Origin of the sequence: Yoonia rosea (genome assembly GCF_900156505.1) — a bacterium.
GTDB lineage: Bacteria > Pseudomonadota > Alphaproteobacteria > Rhodobacterales > Rhodobacteraceae > Yoonia > Yoonia rosea.
Genome location: NZ_FTPR01000001.1, coordinates 909,427 through 924,213, shown reverse-complemented (window position 1 = coordinate 924,213; position 14,787 = coordinate 909,427). Strand labels below are relative to the sequence as shown.

Below are 14,787 nucleotides of genomic sequence, written 5' to 3'. Positions count from 1 at the left end.
AGAATGGCACATCGTGTAAAAGATATCGCTGCGGCGCTGGGGGCAGAAGCCTTTGGCGCCGTTGAGCTTTTGGTCAATGGTGCGTCTGAACCCGCAAGCGCGGGCCCCGATGATCTGGCGCTGGCCATGAGCCCCGCCTATGGCGCAGCTTTAGGGCAAGGGCAGGCGCGCGTTGCTGTGGTCTGGCCCGGTGCCGATTGGCGGGCGCTGGGGCTGGAGGCCGCGATCATCGCACCGCGCGCACGGCTTGCGATGGCGCATCTGACGCAGATGCTGGATGCAGACCTGCCGCGCACAGGGATCAGCCCCCAGGCGGCGATTGATCCGTCGGCACAGATCGGGGCCAATGTGACAATCGGGGCGTTTTGCGTGATCGGTGCGGATGTGGTCATCGGCGCGGGAAGCTGGATAGCCGATCATGTCAGTATCGCGGCGGGCGTGCAGATTGGTGCGGCGTGTCAAATTCACGCGGGCGTGCGCCTGCAACGTGGCGTGCACCTTGGCGCGCGCGTGATCCTGCAGCCCAATGTGGCGATTGGCGGCGACGGATTTTCCTTTGTGACCGCAGAACCTTCGAACGTTGAAAAGGCGCGCGAGACGTTGGGCGAGGCTGCGATGCAGGCGCCTGACGATCCCACATGGCACCGGATTCATTCGCTGGGGGGGGTGGTTGTTGGCGATGATGTGGAAGTGGGGGCAAATTCCTGCATTGATGCAGGCACGATCCGCCCCACCCGTGTCGGCAACGGCACCAAGATCGACAGCCTCGTGCAGGTCGGCCACAACGTGATTGTGGGCGCACATTGTCTGCTGTGTGCGCAGGCCGGTGTCGCGGGGTCCACGGTGATCGGGGATCGTGTTGTTGTGGGTGGCAAGGCAGGGATCGCGGATAATCTCAAAGTCGGCGACGATGTGGTCTTGGGGGGCGGCAGTGTCGTGCTGTCCAATGTCCCTGCGGGACGCGTGATGATGGGCTATCCGGCCACCAAAATGCAGGTCCATATCGACAGCTACAAGGCCCTGCGCCGTCTGCCCCGCATCCTGCGCGATTTGGCGCAGCGTTAATTGTCTGTTTCAAATTGCTGATAGAATGACTACATCCCCGCCAAGCAACATGGGTGTGATAAGATGAGCATCAAAGATCAGGTGATTGCAATCATAGCCGAACAGGCCATGCTGGAACCATCCGATATCCAATTGGACAACACGTTAGAGGATATCGGCATCGACAGCCTCGGCCTTGTCGAGAGCATTTTTGCGATTGAAGAAACCTTTGATATTTCCGTTCCCTTCAACGCCAATGACCCGACGGCCGGTGATTTTGATATCTCATCTGTCGCGGCAATCGTCGCGGCGGTCGAAAAGCTGAAGTCCGAGCAGGCTGCCTGAATGCGGCGTGTGGTCATCACCGGGGCAGGGACGATCAATCCGCTGGGCTCCGACATGCCAAGTACACTTCTGGCAATGCAGGAAGGGCGCTGCGGTATCGGACCGCTTGAGATCGCGGACGTCGACCGGTTGTCGATCCAGATCGGCGGGCAGATCAAAGGCTATGATGAAGCCGCCCATTTCAACCGCCAGCAAATCGCGCTTTATGACCGCTTTACGCAATTCGCGCTTTTGGCCGCGCGTGAGGCGATAGGTCAGTCCGGCCTCACATTTTCGGGTGAGCTGGCAGATCAGTCCGGAGTGATCTTTGGCACTTCGGGTGGCGGGCTGAACACCCAGGATGAAAACTACCGCGCCGTTTATGAGGCGGGCAAGAACCGCGTGCATCCCTTTATTGTGCCGCGCCTGATGAATAACGCAGCCACCAGCCATGTGTCGATCGAATGGAACCTGCGCGGCCCGACCTTTACGGTCGCCACCGCCTGTGCGTCCTCGAACCACGCGATGGGGCAGGCGTTCAACATGGTGCGTTCCGGCACGGCCAAGGTCATGGTGACAGGCGGCTCCGAAGCCATGTTGTGTTTTGGCGGGATCAAGGCCTGGGAAGGGCTGCGCGTGATGTCACGCGACGCCTGCCGCCCGTTTTCAGCAACACGCAACGGCATGGTGCAGGGCGAGGGGGCGGCGGTCTTTGTGTTCGAAGACTCTGAACATGCGCGGGCCCGAGGTGCGGAAATCCTTTGTGAAGTCGCTGGTTTCGCAATGTCGTCGGACGCCTGCGATATCGTGACACCGTCCAAACAGGGTGCTGCCCGTGCGATTGATGGCGCGCTCAAGGATGCGAGACTATCGAAAGACGCGGTTGGCTATATCAACGCGCATGGCACCGGTACTGCGGCCAATGACAAAACCGAATGTGCCGCTGTCGCGGATGTGTTTGGCGCACATGCGGACCGCTTGATGATATCGTCGACCAAATCCATGCATGGGCATTTGATTGGCGGCACCGGTGCGGTCGAGCTGATCGCTTGCATCATGGCGCTGCGCGACGGGATCATAGCGCCAACGATTGGCTATGAAGAAGCTGATCCCGAATGCGCGCTGGATGTGGTGCCGAATGTGGCACGTGAGGCGCAGGTGGATGTCGCCCTGTCCAACGCCTTTGCCTTTGGCGGCATGAATGCGGTGATCGCGCTGCGCAGGCATTGAGCGGCCGGTGGGCCGCACAATGCAGTCGTGCTTTAGTCCGCGCTGGTTTGCGACGAGGCCTCAAAGCCTGCGGTAAAGCCTGTTAGCGATACATCCAACACGACCTCTGTGTCAGGTGCCACTGCAGGGACGAGGCGGACCGTGGCGACCGAGCCGCGCTTGAACTGGTCGACTTCGGCTTGGGTAAAGCCGATCCGTGCCACACAGCCTGCACGATTACAGAACGTAATTGGATAGATGCGTGCATTCTGCCCATCTACAGCGATTGTCAGTTGTTCGGTCAAAAGTGTCTCAAGCGGAACAACCACTGTGGCGCCTGCCGCGGCGCGGCGGCCTTCGGGAAGCGGGAAAAGATTGAATTCCGCAACAGCAACACCGTCGTCATTGGTCAGCAGTTGATAAAGGTTGCAAGGATCCTGCTGGCCTTCCTCTGCCTTGATGCAGCGCAGGGACCAGTCACCGAAAACCTCACGCTCGTAAGGCTCGCCAACCTGTGGGCCAAGCGGCTCACCCAAGGCAAGGTTATCCTCGGCTGCGGGTGCTGTCTCGTCTGCTGTCTCTTGTGCCACTGTGACGCCTGCGTGGCTGAGCAAGGCGACCAAAAGGGCGGATTTGAGTATACTGCGCATTGAATTCTTCCTCATTCGCTTTCTGGCGGCTTAACATGGGGCGGACGGGGTGTCAGGGGCAAAAACCTGTGACTGCGCTGGCTTCCGCTCACAATTTCGAGGGCTGAAAAAGAAGAAGGGCCCTTCGCCAGGACCCTGCTTCATGTTCTCCCTGTCGGACTTGGCCGACTAATTGAGGAGAAGCTACGAAAACAAAATGTGACCGTCAACAGCAAATATCTGACGTCTTGGTAAAGATGGTTGTTGTCTCGTTCGCAGAAAAAAGCCGTGCCCGAAGGCACGGCCAGTCAAACAGGGAGGACGTATGCAATAATGCCAATCTCTGACAGGATCGCGCGCTTTAAGGTGGCACGAATTGGTTAACAATGTATTTTGTTTGGTAAATTCATGCAGGGGAACGGGTGTATGTCGGAAAGTATATTTATTGGCGGCGGTGGTGAGGGCTATGGCACACCGCAGACACTTTTGCTGGATAAGGCCAACCGGCACGGTCTGATTGCGGGGGCAACGGGCACCGGTAAGACAGTGACCTTGCAGATCATGGCCGAAGGGTTTGCCGCGGCAGGCGTGCCAGTGTTTCTGTCTGATGTGAAAGGTGATCTGTCCGGTCTGGCGCTGAGCGGCTCTGCCGAATTTAAACTGCACGAACCCTTCATGTCGCGCGCCGAAACGATCGGCCTTGACCTGCAATATGATAGTTTCCCCGTCACCTTCTGGGATCTTTTTGGCGAAAAGGGCCATCCGATCCGTGCGACGGTCGCCGAAATGGGGCCTTTGCTGCTGTCGCGGCTGATGGACCTGACCGATGTGCAGGAAGGCGTCTTGAACGTCGCTTTCCGTGTCGCGGATGAAGAGGGCCTGCCATTGCTGGACCTCAAAGACCTGCAAGCGCTTTTGGTCTGGGTCGGGCAGAATGCGCAGGCGCTCTCGCTGCGCTATGGCAATGTAGCGGCGTCCTCTGTGGGGGCGATCCAGCGGCAATTGCTGGTGCTGGAAAATCAGGGCGGCACGGCCCTGTTCGGGGAACCGGCCCTTGATCTGGCCGATATGATGCGCACCCGCGACGATGGACGCGGCGAGATCAACATTCTGGCCGCCGATCAACTGATGGGCAGCCCGCGCCTCTATGCCACTTTCCTGCTCTGGCTGCTGTCGGAACTGTTTGAAGAACTGCCCGAGGTCGGCAACCCTGACAAACCCAAGCTGGTGTTCTTTTTCGACGAAGCGCATCTGCTGTTTGACGACGCACCCAAAGCACTGGTCGATAAAGTCGAGCAGGTCGCGCGCCTGATCCGCTCCAAAGGTGTGGGCGTCTATTTCGTCACACAAAACCCCGGCGATATTCCTGATGATGTTTTGGGCCAGTTGGGGAACCGCGTACAACATGCACTGCGTGCCTTCACGGCCAAGGACCGTAAAGAGCTTAAGACCGCTGCCGAGACCTATCGCGATAATCCGGCGTTTGACACTGCAGAGGCCATTCAACAGGTCGGCACCGGTGAGGCGGTGACGTCATTCCTTGACCGCAAGGGTATTCCGCAGGTCGTTGAGCGCACCCTGATCCGCCCGCCGTCGTCGCAACTGGGGCCGATTGATGAACCAACCCGCAAGGCGATCATGAGCGTCTCGGACATGGCGGGCAAATACGACAAGACCTTGGACCGCGAGAGCGCGTTTGAAATCCTGAGTAAACGGGCGGACGCCGCCGCGAAAGCCGCCGAAGAGGCCGAAGCCGAAGAGGCGCGCCTTGAAGAAAAAGAGCGCGAGTTCAAGGCGGCACGGCGGTATGACGGGACGCGCAGCAAACAGTCATCCTCATCGCGCAAGTCATCGGATGAGGGTTTTGGCGGGGCTTTGGCGTCGGTCGTTGTCAAAGAACTCAAGGGCACAACAGGTCGCCGTTTGGTGCGGGGCATCTTGGGTAGTTTGTTCAAGGGGCGCTAGGGTCCGCGTTTTACTGCAACCGCAACCCGAGGAACAGGACGGCCAAGGGCACGGGCGACACGGCGATGGCGATTGTCAGAAAGGCGAGGAGTGGCGAGAATATCCCGCTCAGACCTGCGATCATCATGATCCCGCCGCCGCCGCCAATGATGGAATTGCCCGGTGTATTCACCGCGACCGCAAGGGCGATATAGCGATAGCGCAGCCCCACACGGACCGCACGTTTGGACTGACCGTCCAGCAGCATCGCAAGCCTATCGTCGCCGGACAGCGGTGCGGCGCGTGCGACGAGGGCCGCGGCGCGTTGCATGTGCAGCAAGTTTAAAAAACGTTCCAGCGCGCTTATCGGAAGAAACCGCCCGATCATATAGGCCAGCATCATGGAGGCGACGGTCGCCACATAAATCAGCGGTGCGATCCCGGGACCAAAGGCGGCCAGCATTGCAATGCCGATTTCGGCCCCCGGCACAAAGGGCAGGGCCAGCAGCCCGACATAGGCCACCCCACCCAGCATGATGGCACGATGGACCATCGCCTCATTGCCGGGTCTGATTTCGAGGTTCAGTGCCTCTTTGACCATATGCACGCCCCAAGTGGCCAGCACAAGAAAAGCGATCAGGATCAAAAACCGCACCACGAATTTCGTCGTGCTCGTGCGTGAAGGGTTCACAGGTGCGGCCTTATCCGGTGACGTTCGGATCAATGGGCGGCGTTGTCGATCCTTCAGCCGAGAAGCGAATTTGATGGTTCCAGTACCACCGCCGCGTCGTCCATGTGCCAGCAAGCTGCATCTGGTCTTCGGTCACAGTCCCGTACCAGACGACCGTATGGGGTGCGTCCGGGCATTGCGTCGTGGCCGTGAAGTGGATCACATCATCGAGTACTTTCGTCTGGTAGTTGCTCCACCCGAAATCGCAGTAAGTCTGGCAATTCACGGATTGAAACGTCCCGTCGCGAAAAACGAGCTCATCCAGCAAGGCAGTACCACTATCTAGATCAACCCCTTCAATATAATACGATTGACCATCCAACATCTTGTCTGCGGACCAATCGCCCTCAGGCACGGCAAGGTCTGCCATCTCCGGCTTCATGACTGTCATCGTTGCAGCACCGGTCCCCACCGTAGCCATGGCGATCGCTGCAACTTGTAAAATCTGACTCATAACGATCTCCGGTATATACCTCGTCTCGCGTGTGGGTGCACGCGGAGCGCTTTTTGGCATAATACTGGCACGACCTAGCAGAACAAAGTAAATTCTTGAGTGCACCATGGACGTTGGGTGCTGACACCGGTCCTGAACGCAAAACCAGCGTCATGCCTGTTTGTTACGCAAAACGGAATTTCCGGGCGCTCGCGGGCTGCGCCTGTCAGAGTTTCCTGATCTTCAGCGTCGCCAGCCGGTTCTCATCCTTGGCCAGCACCTCAAAGCGGAATCCGTGGAACGAGAATACCTGACCCTCGACAGGGATCATCTGGGCCTCGTGGATGACCAATCCGGCGACGGTGTTGGCCTCGTCATCGGGCAGGTTCCAGTCGTGCGCGCGGTTCAGATCGCGGATCGTCATGCCGCCATCCACGATATAAGCTCCGTCCGAGGTGGCCTCGATCTGGTCTTCTTCGTGGTCGTCGAATTCATCGGCGATTTCACCGACGATTTCTTCTAGGATATCTTCGAGTGTAATCAGACCCTGCAACGCACCATACTCATCCACCACCAGCGCAAAATGCGTTTTGCGCTTCAAGAAGTTGCGCATCTGGTCATCAAGCGTCGTGGTATCGGGCACAAAGTAGGGCGGCATCGCCACTTTCATCACGTCAAACGCGGCCAGCCCCGCCGCGTCATTCCCGCCGCGCAGCAGTTTGTGCATCGCGCGCAGCAGGTCTTTGGCGTGGATCACGCCGACGATATTTTCCTGCTCGCCCCGATAGAGCGGCAGGCGGGTATAGGGGCTTTCGAGGATCTGCGCGAGGATATCCTGCGGTGGCAGGTCTGCATCGACCATCTCGATCTGCGAGCGGTGGAGCATGATCTCTTCGACCGCGCGTTCGTTCAGATCAAGCGCGCCCAGAATACGGTCGCGGTCCTCTTTCTGCACGATCCCTTCGGAATGGCCCAGCGACAGCGCGCCTGCGATCTCTTCGCGCACGGCAAGAATGTTGCTGTCGGGGTCCGTGCGGACACCAAATAGAAACAGAACACCGCGCACCAGATAGCGCACGGCGGCCACGATGGGTGAAAAGACAAAGACGATCACCGAAATCGGGCGCGCCACGCCGGAGGCCACGGTTTCGGGATTGGTGATGGCAAAGGTTTTCGGCAGCACCTCGGCAAAGATCAGCACCAGAAGCGTCATGATCAAGGTCGCGGCAGCCACGCCGTTCTGGCCGAAAAGCTTGGTCAAAACGGCTGTCGCCAGCGATGTGGCCAGAATATTCACCACGTTATTACCCAAAAGCACCGACCCGATCAGGCGTTCGTTGTCTTCGGTAATCTTGAGCGCGCGTTCGGCCCCCTTTGAGCCTTTATCGGCCGCAGACCGCAGTTTGCCCCGTGAAGCCGCAGTCAGCGCGGTTTCCGAGCCGGAGAAGAAGGCCGAGAGGACGAGAAGAACGAGAATGGCGCCAGCGGTTAACCAAAAGGCGGCGTCGTAAGAAGCGGTTTCCATCAGAGGCTTTCAAGCAAGAACATCGTTGTTATGGGGGGTCTGGGCGTCAGCTTCAAGACTTTGCGCCTTTTGCAAGGGGATGATGGTCCAAAACAAGCGATTTCAGGCGTTCATCCAGCACATGTGTGTAAATTTCGGTCGTTGCGACATCCGCATGGCCAAGCATTGTCTGGATGGAGCGCAGATCGGCCCCGCCTGCCAAAAGATGTGTCGCAAAAGCATGGCGTAGGGTATGCGGCGTTACCTTGGCAGGCGACACGCCGCCGGCAACAGCGAATTCCTTGATCAGCCCGAAAAACCGGTGCCGCGTCAGGTGCCCCGCCTTGCCACGTGAGGGGAAGAGGAATTTCGAGGGCGGGTTGCCTTTCTGGCGCGCGGCGTCCTCGGCTGCGTCGCGGTCTTCAAGGTAGAGCGCCAATGCATCGCGCGCCGAAGGTGACAGCGGGACCAAGCGTTCCTTGTCGCCCTTACCGCGAACCAACAGCATGCGCGGATCACCCCGTGCAGCCGAAACCGGCAGGCTGACCAACTCGGTCACCCGCATACCCGTGGCATAGAGCAGCTCCATCAGGCAGGTATTGCGCAAGGCCTCGCGCGGCGTATTGCGCGCCGCATCCAGCAGCCTGTCCACCTCGGCAATCGAGAGCGTTTTGGGCAGACGCTGTGTGCGTCCGGGGCCTTTGATCTGGATTGCGGGATTATCGTCGCGCCACCCTTCCTCGAACGCAAAGCGGTAGAGTTGCTTGATCGCCGATAGCCTGCGTGCCCGCGTGCTGTTTGCCAGCCCCTCATGTTCGCAATCAATCAGGTAGCTTTCCACGTGATCACGGGTCGCATCCGCGAAATGCAGCTTTTTGCGCGCAAGCCAGCCGGCGAAATCCTGAAGGTCGCGGGCATAGGCCAATTGCGTGTTTGTGGCCGCATCTAGTTCCGCCGCCTGCGCCTCGAGAAAGACCTGCACCCAACGCGCCATCGGTTGATCGGTTGGGGTCATGCCCTACGGTCCAACAACATCAACTGCAACGCAGAACGACGCGCGACATCTTCCAGTCCGACCGCGCGGAACAGCAAAAGCGCATCTGTCACAGAGCGCAGATCACCCTCTGCACCTTCCGCAAAAAGGGCCAGCGCGCGCAACAATGCCTCGCCCAGTTGCCCCTGGTCTACCTTGCTTTCCAACTCGGCAGGGGGCGGCACGTTCTCAAAACCCTCCTGAATAGCGCGCGCTTGTGGTGAATTGGCGCGCACCTCTTGCGGCAAGCCCTGTGCGATCCCGATCAGGAATGGATCGAAACCAGCGCCCGCGGCGGCATTGGCCACGGTCTCATAGCTTGGCGACAACAGACCGATTTCAAAAGCGATCACCGCCGCTTGGCCGGACAAGGGAATATCTTGCAGCGCCGCGCCGTAGAGTTTGGCGAATTGCACTTCGACACGGGCCTGCTGCATCGCGGCCCATGCGTCGGGCAGGGTGCGTGCCACGCGCGCAGGGTCATTCGCGGCCATCGCCGCATCAAAGCGCTGGATTGCGGCGGCGCGATCCCAGATCCCACCCGAGGCCGCGGGTGTGCGGGCGGTGTATTGCTTGAGCAGGACGTTTTCGGAAATCGCCCCCAAACGGGCCAGGCGCTCGGCCGCCTCAAGCTGGGCTTTCCAGGCGGTCGTCGGTTGCAGGTCCGCATGGGAAAAGGCCAAGGGCAGGTTGGCGGTGATCAACGGCTCGCCAATAGCGGCGTGCATGCGGAATGTCAGCGGGCTGATGCGGGCAGGGGGCGTCAGTGGCGGTTCGCCCTCGTAAAGCTCGGGGTCCAGAAAGCGCGACAAAAGCGCCTCTTCCTGCGGGTTGATATCGCCCAGTACGCGGTGTGTGTTCAGTGACAGGGCTGCGGCGGCCCAGTCACCGGTGCGGGCAAGACAGAAGATACGTGCCGAAAAAGTGGGTGCGATCGCGGGCGTGCTGCGCATGGCGTCGCAGGCGTAATCCTCGGTCCCCGTCAGCAACGCCACATCGAACCAGCGCCGGAATAGCGGTGCCGTATCGGGATCGGCCTGTTCAATCAGCGCCTGCGCAGGTTCCAGTGCGCCCATGTCGAGAAGTTTGTCGACGCGCGCCAGAAACAGCGCCCCTTCGCCGTCCGCGCCACGCGGCGGATCAGCCTCGGCCAGCATCAGCACTTTGAGAAAATCCTGCAAGGCCGGGACCGTGTCAACACGCTCGGCGCGGACAAGATCGACGAGCACAGCCTCATCGCTGGCAGCCCAAAGTGTCGGGGGCAGGCCGGTCACGTCAGACGAGAGCAGGCCTATCGGGTCTTTCGAGGGGCGGTCGAGGGGCGTGACCTGCACATCAGGCGATGTGGCATCACCCACAGCAGGGGGTTCGTAAAGCGGTGTCGGCTCAACACTGCGCGACAGCCATTCAATGGCGGACAGCGGTTCGTTTTGCCCGTCGCCTTGCGCGGACACCGCGGTTGCCGTCAGGCAAAATGCCAAACCAAATGCCTTAGTTTGTTTCCAGCGTAACAGGATAACTTACCTCTTCTGAGGGGGCTGCGAAATCGGTCGGAAAAAAGAGTGGACCGATATAGGCATAGGCCACGAGACCCAGACCCGCGATAATAATCAAAAATAAAACTGCCTTGATGAGCCGCCACATCGTCTGCCCCAATTCTTATGTTGCCTCAATATGCGGGTTCTTCCCCGCTTATTGAAGGGATTATATATGGCCTTTCGTGCAAGATCACGGCATTCATGCATTAAATTTTGCGTTCGGCATAGGTTAGCCGACAGGAAAGGCAGTATCGCGATGGCCGAAGGGCAGACCTATCACCTCAAACGGACCGTTGTTCTGGTGGGCATGATGGGGTCTGGCAAGACCGCGATCGGGCGCGCCTTGGCGGCCGCGCTTGATGTGCCGTTTGTGGATAGTGATGCGGCCATCGAAGAGGCGGCGGCGTCAACGATTGCCGAAATATTCGCCCGTGATGGCGAGGCTTTCTTTCGCAAGCGCGAGGCCGAGGTGCTCAAAAGGCTGTTGTCGGGTCCGCCGGGGATCGTTTCAACCGGTGGCGGGGCGTTTCTGGCCGAGGCGAACCGCATGGCTATCGCACAGATGGGTGTCGCGGTCTGGCTGGATGCAGACCTCAAGATCCTATGGGAACGTGTGCGCCATAAGGACACGCGGCCCTTGCTGCGCACAGCCGACCCCCAAGCCACGCTTGCGGCGCTTTATGCCGAACGGACGCCGATTTATGCGCTTGCGGGGCTGAAGATCGACGTCAAAGAAAACGCCAGTATCGACGAGACGATGCGTTCCGTGCGCGACATACTGGCCAGCCGCCCCGATATTCTGGAGATCACATAAATGACCGCTACCGTCCACGTCGATTTGCCCGGCCGCGCCTATGACATTCTGATTGGCCCCGGTGTGCTGTCGCAGGCAGGCACGCGGATTGCCCAGATGGGTGGGCGGCGGCATGTCTGTATTCTGACGGATGAGAATGTCGCGGGACTGCATCTGGCGCAGTTGCAAACGTCGTTGGCAGACGCCGGTCTGACGAGCGAGGCGCTGGCCCTGCCGCCAGGCGAGGCGACAAAATGCTGGGCGCAACTGGAACGCTCTGTGGAATGGTTGTTGGCCCAGAAGGTCGAGCGCGGCGATGTTGTGGTGGCCTTCGGCGGTGGCGTGATCGGTGATCTGGCGGGCTTTGCGGCGGCAATCCTGCGGCGCGGTGTGCGCTTTGTGCAAATTCCGACCTCGCTTTTGGCGCAGGTGGATAGCTCGGTCGGGGGCAAGACCGGCATTAATTCCCCCAGTGGCAAGAACCTGATTGGGGCCTTTCATCAGCCCAGCCTTGTGCTGGCCGATACCGCTTTGCTGGCAACGCTGCCTTCGCGCGATTTTCTGGCGGGCTACGGTGAGGTCGTCAAATACGGGCTTTTGGGCGATGCGGCGTTTTTTGACTGGCTTGAGGCCGAAGGGCCAGCGCTGGCTGCGGGCGATATGGATGCGCGTGTGCGCGCCGTGACGCGGTCCTGTCAAATGAAGGCCGATATTGTGCAACGTGATGAGACAGAGCAGGGCGACCGTGCGCTGTTGAACCTTGGCCACACGTTCTGTCATGCGCTCGAGGCGGCAACGGGCTATTCTGATCGCCTGCTGCACGGTGAAGGGGTGGCGATTGGTTGCGCGCTGGCGTTCGAACTCTCGGCGCGCATGGGCCTGTGCAGTCAGGAAGCGCCCAGCCGTGTGCGCGCGCACCTGCGTGACATGGGCATGAAGGTGGATATCCGCGATATTCCGGGCGATTTGCCTGATGCAGCGGGCCTTCTGGCGCTGATGGGGCAGGACAAGAAAGTACTGGATGGCAAGCTGCGGTTTATTCTGGCGCGCGGGATCGGCGATGCCTTCATCACGTCCGATGTCCCCGGCGAAGCTGTTTTGAGTGTCTTGGAAGACGCGCTCGGCGCACCGTCGCGGGGTTGATCTCGGCGTAGGATTCGACGCAACACGAGGTCCCGGAGCACGTCCGGGACTGCGTTACGCCTAATCGTGGTCGTCGCGGCCATCCAGCCGGATGCCGTGTTTCTTTGCAAAGTTCAGAAACAGCGGGATTTCCAGAAGTGCAAAGCAGACAATCGTGAAGATCGCCCAGTTTGTCTCGTAGAAAACCAGCGTAAAGGTCACGCCTGTGCCCCAGAACCATGCACCGGCCACAATCAGGGCCAGTACATTCAGAGCCAGATCAATCCCCATCAGCTTATTGATGGTTTTTTCTTCAAGCGTCGGGAAGATGCCCAGATAGGCAACCGCCAGAATAATGCCGATAAGGATCAGGATCTGTGCTTCGGGTGCAAGGACCATCGGCTTTAGAACGGGATTTCGTCGTCCATGTCGCTGCCGCCGCCCGATGGCGCGCCACCACCGCTGCCGCCGCCATAGCCGCCATCGTTGCCGCCGTAGCCGCCACCCGAAGATCCACCACCATAGCCGCCACCGCCGCCGCCGCCATAGTTGCCGCCGCCGCCACCTTCGTTGCGGCTGTCCAGCATGGTCAGCGTGCCGTCATAGCCGTTCAGCACGACTTCTGTCGAATAGCGGTCCTGACCGGACTGGTCCTGCCATTTGCGGGTCTGCAATTTGCCTTCGATGTAAACCTTGGACCCTTTCTTGAGGTACTGTTCCGCGATGCGCACCAGCCCTTCCTGAAAAATCGCCACAGTGTGCCATTCGGTCTTTTCGCGGCGCTCGCCGGTGTTCTTGTCTTTCCATGTCTCGGATGTCGCGATGCGCAGGTTGGCGACTTTGCCACCGTTCTGGAACGTCCGCACTTCAGGGTCAGCACCCAGATTACCGATGAGAATAACTTTGTTGACTGATCCGGCCATGATGGCTCCTCCGACGATTCTGCTTTGCGCTTTTGTGACAGACACGGGATGGCGCAACAAGGTTAACGAGTGGTTCACGTGCAAGAGCATTGGCGTGGGCGGACAAAAGGATTAGGTAATCCCCACACGAAGCTGATGAGAGCGCCCTTTATGTCCCGATTGCCAGTGACCGTTTTCCTGTGCGCGGCCCTCGCCGCCACCTCTATGGCCGCCCAAGAGCAGGTGTCTACCATGTCGCGGTCAGGGCTGCTGAAAAGCCAGACCTCTGTCTTGGACGGACGCGCCGCCGAACAATATGAGAATTCGGTCCGCCTCTTGCCGCCCCGCGCGGAAGGGATCACGCGCACCCCCGCCTACACGGGCAACTACAACGGCCCGCATCTGCCTCTCGCGCAGGCGGCGGCGACGCGGCACGGTATTCCGGTGGGCGTATTTCTGCGCTTGGTCGCGCAGGAAAGCGGTTGGAACCCGACGGCACGATCTGTCAAAGGCGCTTTGGGGTTAGCGCAACTGATGCCCGAAACCGCCCGTGCGTTGGCCGTTGATCCGCTGGATCCGGAGCAAAATCTTGATGGTGGCGCGCGCTATCTGCGGGCCCAATACGAGACCTTCGGATCATGGCCACTGGCACTCGCCGCGTACAACGCAGGCCCGGGGGCCGTTGAACGGTATCGCGGGATTCCGCCCTTCGCCGAAACACAAAACTATGTGCGGGTGATCTGGGGGGACTAGCGGGCCTGTTCAGGTCCGTGCAGGTGCTGTCCCTTTCGTACGGAAATCCGTAGGGGCTTGGCCCGATTTTTCCTGAAAGCTGCGCGTGAAATAGGCGGGCGAGCTGAACCCCAGACGCTTGGCGATCTCCTGCACGGGGATGGTTGTGTCGCGCAGCAAGGTGCAGGCTTCATAGTGAATGCGGTCATTGAGCAGCGACAGGGCCGAGCGGCCACAGGTCTGCCTGCAACTGCGGGCCAGATGCGTGGGTGTCACACCAAGCGTTGCGGCATAGCTTGCGACACTGCGATCCGAGTGGAAATCCTGTGCGATCAAGCTGGTGTATTGCGCGACAAGCTTGGCCGCCGCGGTTGTGCGCCTTGCGTCGATTGTGGCGGGGTTACGGCCTGCCAGTTGGCGTTCTACAAAAATCCCGAGCAGGCCAAAGTGGCAAAGTGCGGCGCGCGGATCACCCGTTGGCTTGAGTTCCCGTTCAATCGCCTCGATCAGCGAGACCAATTCCTTTTGTGGCACCACATCCAGAAGCCGCAAGTGAAACGGCGCATCGGGCCAGCCTTCCGATGCAGGCAGTGTCATGATCTGACCGAAAACAGTGGGGCCGACTTCGATGCCGTACATCGTATGGGGCGGGATATAGATCAGGTTGTTGGGGCCGTAGCCATTTGTGAGCCCAGCGACCGTGATCCGGCCCTGACCTTTGGTGATGTGGATCAATCGCGCCGTGCTATGGCTGCGCATGGCTTCGGTGCGCCAGCGCGACGCGGGGCCGCCATGTGTCAGGGTCGCCAGCGCAAGCGCTGTGTGATCGGTGCTCATCATGTTCATCAAC

Annotated in this window: 17 protein-coding genes; 7 read left to right on the top strand and 10 right to left on the bottom strand. The window is 59.7% G+C overall.

Going from position 1 to position 14,787, the window contains the following annotated elements; genetic code table 11:
* The first annotated feature begins 3 nt into the window (after positions 1-3).
* From lpxD to B0B09_RS04420, 3 genes are all read left to right on the top strand, one after another.
* A complete protein-coding gene (gene lpxD / locus B0B09_RS04430; protein ID WP_076658525.1) occupies positions 4-1,065 on the top strand; it encodes a UDP-3-O-(3-hydroxymyristoyl)glucosamine N-acyltransferase in 1,062 nt (353 codons plus the stop codon).
* Positions 1,066-1,128: 63 nt separating this feature from the next.
* Positions 1,129-1,389 (top strand): acyl carrier protein, encoded by a 261-nt coding sequence (locus B0B09_RS04425; protein WP_076658524.1) that lies wholly within the window; start codon positions 1,129-1,131, stop codon positions 1,387-1,389.
* On the top strand, positions 1,390-2,598 hold the full coding sequence (locus B0B09_RS04420) for a beta-ketoacyl-[acyl-carrier-protein] synthase family protein (RefSeq protein ID WP_076658523.1): 1,209 nt from the start codon (positions 1,390-1,392) through the stop codon (positions 2,596-2,598).
* A 32-nt stretch (positions 2,599-2,630) separates the two neighbouring features.
* Here B0B09_RS04420 and B0B09_RS04415 read toward each other — a convergent pair whose 3' ends face one another.
* The gene (locus B0B09_RS04415; protein ID WP_110549917.1) at positions 2,631-3,227 is read right to left on the bottom strand and encodes an invasion associated locus B family protein; all 597 of its coding nucleotides are present in this window, start codon (positions 3,225-3,227) and stop codon (positions 2,631-2,633) included.
* Positions 3,228-3,632: 405 nt separating this feature from the next.
* Here B0B09_RS04415 and B0B09_RS04410 point away from each other — a divergent pair, with 405 nt between their 5' ends.
* A complete protein-coding gene (locus tag B0B09_RS04410; RefSeq protein WP_076658521.1) occupies positions 3,633-5,171 on the top strand; it encodes a helicase HerA-like domain-containing protein in 1,539 nt (512 codons plus the stop codon).
* A 10-nt stretch (positions 5,172-5,181) separates the two neighbouring features.
* Here the strand turns inward: B0B09_RS04410 and B0B09_RS04405 are convergent, their stop codons facing one another.
* The 6 genes from B0B09_RS04405 to B0B09_RS17865 form a co-directional block, all read right to left on the bottom strand.
* Positions 5,182-5,841, bottom strand: a complete 660-nt coding sequence (locus B0B09_RS04405) for a hypothetical protein (RefSeq protein WP_076658520.1) — start codon at positions 5,839-5,841, stop codon at positions 5,182-5,184.
* Positions 5,842-5,851: 10 nt separating this feature from the next.
* Positions 5,852-6,334 carry a hypothetical protein gene (locus B0B09_RS04400; RefSeq protein ID WP_076659792.1) on the bottom strand — a complete coding sequence of 161 codons (483 nt, stop codon included), beginning with the start codon at positions 6,332-6,334 and terminating at the stop codon, positions 5,852-5,854.
* A gap of 205 nt (positions 6,335-6,539) precedes the next feature.
* Positions 6,540-7,838, bottom strand: coding sequence for an HlyC/CorC family transporter (locus B0B09_RS04395; protein WP_055292905.1), 1,299 nt, complete (start codon positions 7,836-7,838; stop codon positions 6,540-6,542).
* A 52-nt stretch (positions 7,839-7,890) separates the two neighbouring features.
* A complete protein-coding gene (locus B0B09_RS04390) occupies positions 7,891-8,832 on the bottom strand; it encodes a site-specific tyrosine recombinase XerD (protein ID WP_076658519.1) in 942 nt (313 codons plus the stop codon).
* Complete coding sequence (locus tag B0B09_RS04385; RefSeq protein ID WP_242654340.1) at positions 8,829-10,331, bottom strand: hypothetical protein; 1,503 nt, start codon at positions 10,329-10,331, stop codon at positions 8,829-8,831. Before B0B09_RS04385 ends, B0B09_RS04390 begins: the two co-directional genes overlap by 4 nt.
* A gap of 10 nt (positions 10,332-10,341) precedes the next feature.
* A complete protein-coding gene (locus tag B0B09_RS17865; RefSeq protein ID WP_165689292.1) occupies positions 10,342-10,494 on the bottom strand; it encodes a hypothetical protein in 153 nt (50 codons plus the stop codon).
* A 150-nt stretch (positions 10,495-10,644) separates the two neighbouring features.
* Here B0B09_RS17865 and B0B09_RS04380 point away from each other — a divergent pair, with 150 nt between their 5' ends.
* Entirely contained in the window at positions 10,645-11,202 is a 558-nt protein-coding gene (locus B0B09_RS04380; RefSeq protein WP_076658518.1) for a shikimate kinase, read from the top strand.
* On the top strand, positions 11,203-12,324 hold the full coding sequence (gene aroB, locus B0B09_RS04375; protein WP_076658517.1) for a 3-dehydroquinate synthase: 1,122 nt from the start codon (positions 11,203-11,205) through the stop codon (positions 12,322-12,324). It abuts the gene before it with no gap.
* Between the two features lie 60 nt (positions 12,325-12,384).
* Here the strand turns inward: aroB and B0B09_RS04370 are convergent, their stop codons facing one another.
* Positions 12,385-12,702 (bottom strand): hypothetical protein, encoded by a 318-nt coding sequence (locus B0B09_RS04370; RefSeq protein ID WP_076658516.1) that lies wholly within the window; start codon positions 12,700-12,702, stop codon positions 12,385-12,387.
* A gap of 5 nt (positions 12,703-12,707) precedes the next feature.
* Positions 12,708-13,226 (bottom strand): single-stranded DNA-binding protein, encoded by a 519-nt coding sequence (gene ssb, locus B0B09_RS04365; protein ID WP_055292900.1) that lies wholly within the window; start codon positions 13,224-13,226, stop codon positions 12,708-12,710.
* Between the two features lie 150 nt (positions 13,227-13,376).
* On the opposite strand from ssb, the gene B0B09_RS04360 reads away from it, so the two are divergent.
* On the top strand, positions 13,377-13,958 hold the full coding sequence (locus B0B09_RS04360) for a lytic transglycosylase domain-containing protein (protein WP_076659790.1): 582 nt from the start codon (positions 13,377-13,379) through the stop codon (positions 13,956-13,958).
* Between the two features lie 9 nt (positions 13,959-13,967).
* Here the strand turns inward: B0B09_RS04360 and B0B09_RS04355 are convergent, their stop codons facing one another.
* Positions 13,968-14,777, bottom strand: a complete 810-nt coding sequence (locus B0B09_RS04355; RefSeq protein ID WP_311135450.1) for a helix-turn-helix domain-containing protein — start codon at positions 14,775-14,777, stop codon at positions 13,968-13,970.
* Positions 14,778-14,787 lie beyond the last annotated feature (10 nt).

What these genes read in the sequence shown, in the direction of transcription:
- B0B09_RS04355 (WP_311135450.1), bottom strand. Translation starts at nt 14,777, where the DNA reads ATGATGAGCACCGATCACACAGCGCTTGCGCTGGCGACCCTGACACAT.
- B0B09_RS04395 (WP_055292905.1), bottom strand. Translation starts at nt 7,838, where the DNA reads ATGGAAACCGCTTCTTACGACGCCGCCTTTTGGTTAACCGCTGGCGCC.
- B0B09_RS04410 (WP_076658521.1), top strand. Translation starts at nt 3,633, where the DNA reads ATGTCGGAAAGTATATTTATTGGCGGCGGTGGTGAGGGCTATGGCACA.
- lpxD (WP_076658525.1), top strand. Translation starts at nt 4, where the DNA reads ATGGCACATCGTGTAAAAGATATCGCTGCGGCGCTGGGGGCAGAAGCC.
- B0B09_RS04380 (WP_076658518.1), top strand. Translation starts at nt 10,645, where the DNA reads ATGGCCGAAGGGCAGACCTATCACCTCAAACGGACCGTTGTTCTGGTG.
- aroB (WP_076658517.1), top strand. Translation starts at nt 11,203, where the DNA reads ATGACCGCTACCGTCCACGTCGATTTGCCCGGCCGCGCCTATGACATT.
- B0B09_RS04390 (WP_076658519.1), bottom strand. Translation starts at nt 8,832, where the DNA reads ATGACCCCAACCGATCAACCGATGGCGCGTTGGGTGCAGGTCTTTCTC.
- B0B09_RS04400 (WP_076659792.1), bottom strand. Translation starts at nt 6,334, where the DNA reads ATGAGTCAGATTTTACAAGTTGCAGCGATCGCCATGGCTACGGTGGGG.
- B0B09_RS04415 (WP_110549917.1), bottom strand. Translation starts at nt 3,227, where the DNA reads ATGCGCAGTATACTCAAATCCGCCCTTTTGGTCGCCTTGCTCAGCCAC.
- B0B09_RS04370 (WP_076658516.1), bottom strand. Translation starts at nt 12,702, where the DNA reads ATGGTCCTTGCACCCGAAGCACAGATCCTGATCCTTATCGGCATTATT.
- B0B09_RS04425 (WP_076658524.1), top strand. Translation starts at nt 1,129, where the DNA reads ATGAGCATCAAAGATCAGGTGATTGCAATCATAGCCGAACAGGCCATG.
- B0B09_RS04420 (WP_076658523.1), top strand. Translation starts at nt 1,390, where the DNA reads ATGCGGCGTGTGGTCATCACCGGGGCAGGGACGATCAATCCGCTGGGC.
- B0B09_RS17865 (WP_165689292.1), bottom strand. Translation starts at nt 10,494, where the DNA reads ATGTGGCGGCTCATCAAGGCAGTTTTATTTTTGATTATTATCGCGGGT.
- B0B09_RS04360 (WP_076659790.1), top strand. Translation starts at nt 13,377, where the DNA reads ATGTCCCGATTGCCAGTGACCGTTTTCCTGTGCGCGGCCCTCGCCGCC.
- ssb (WP_055292900.1), bottom strand. Translation starts at nt 13,226, where the DNA reads ATGGCCGGATCAGTCAACAAAGTTATTCTCATCGGTAATCTGGGTGCT.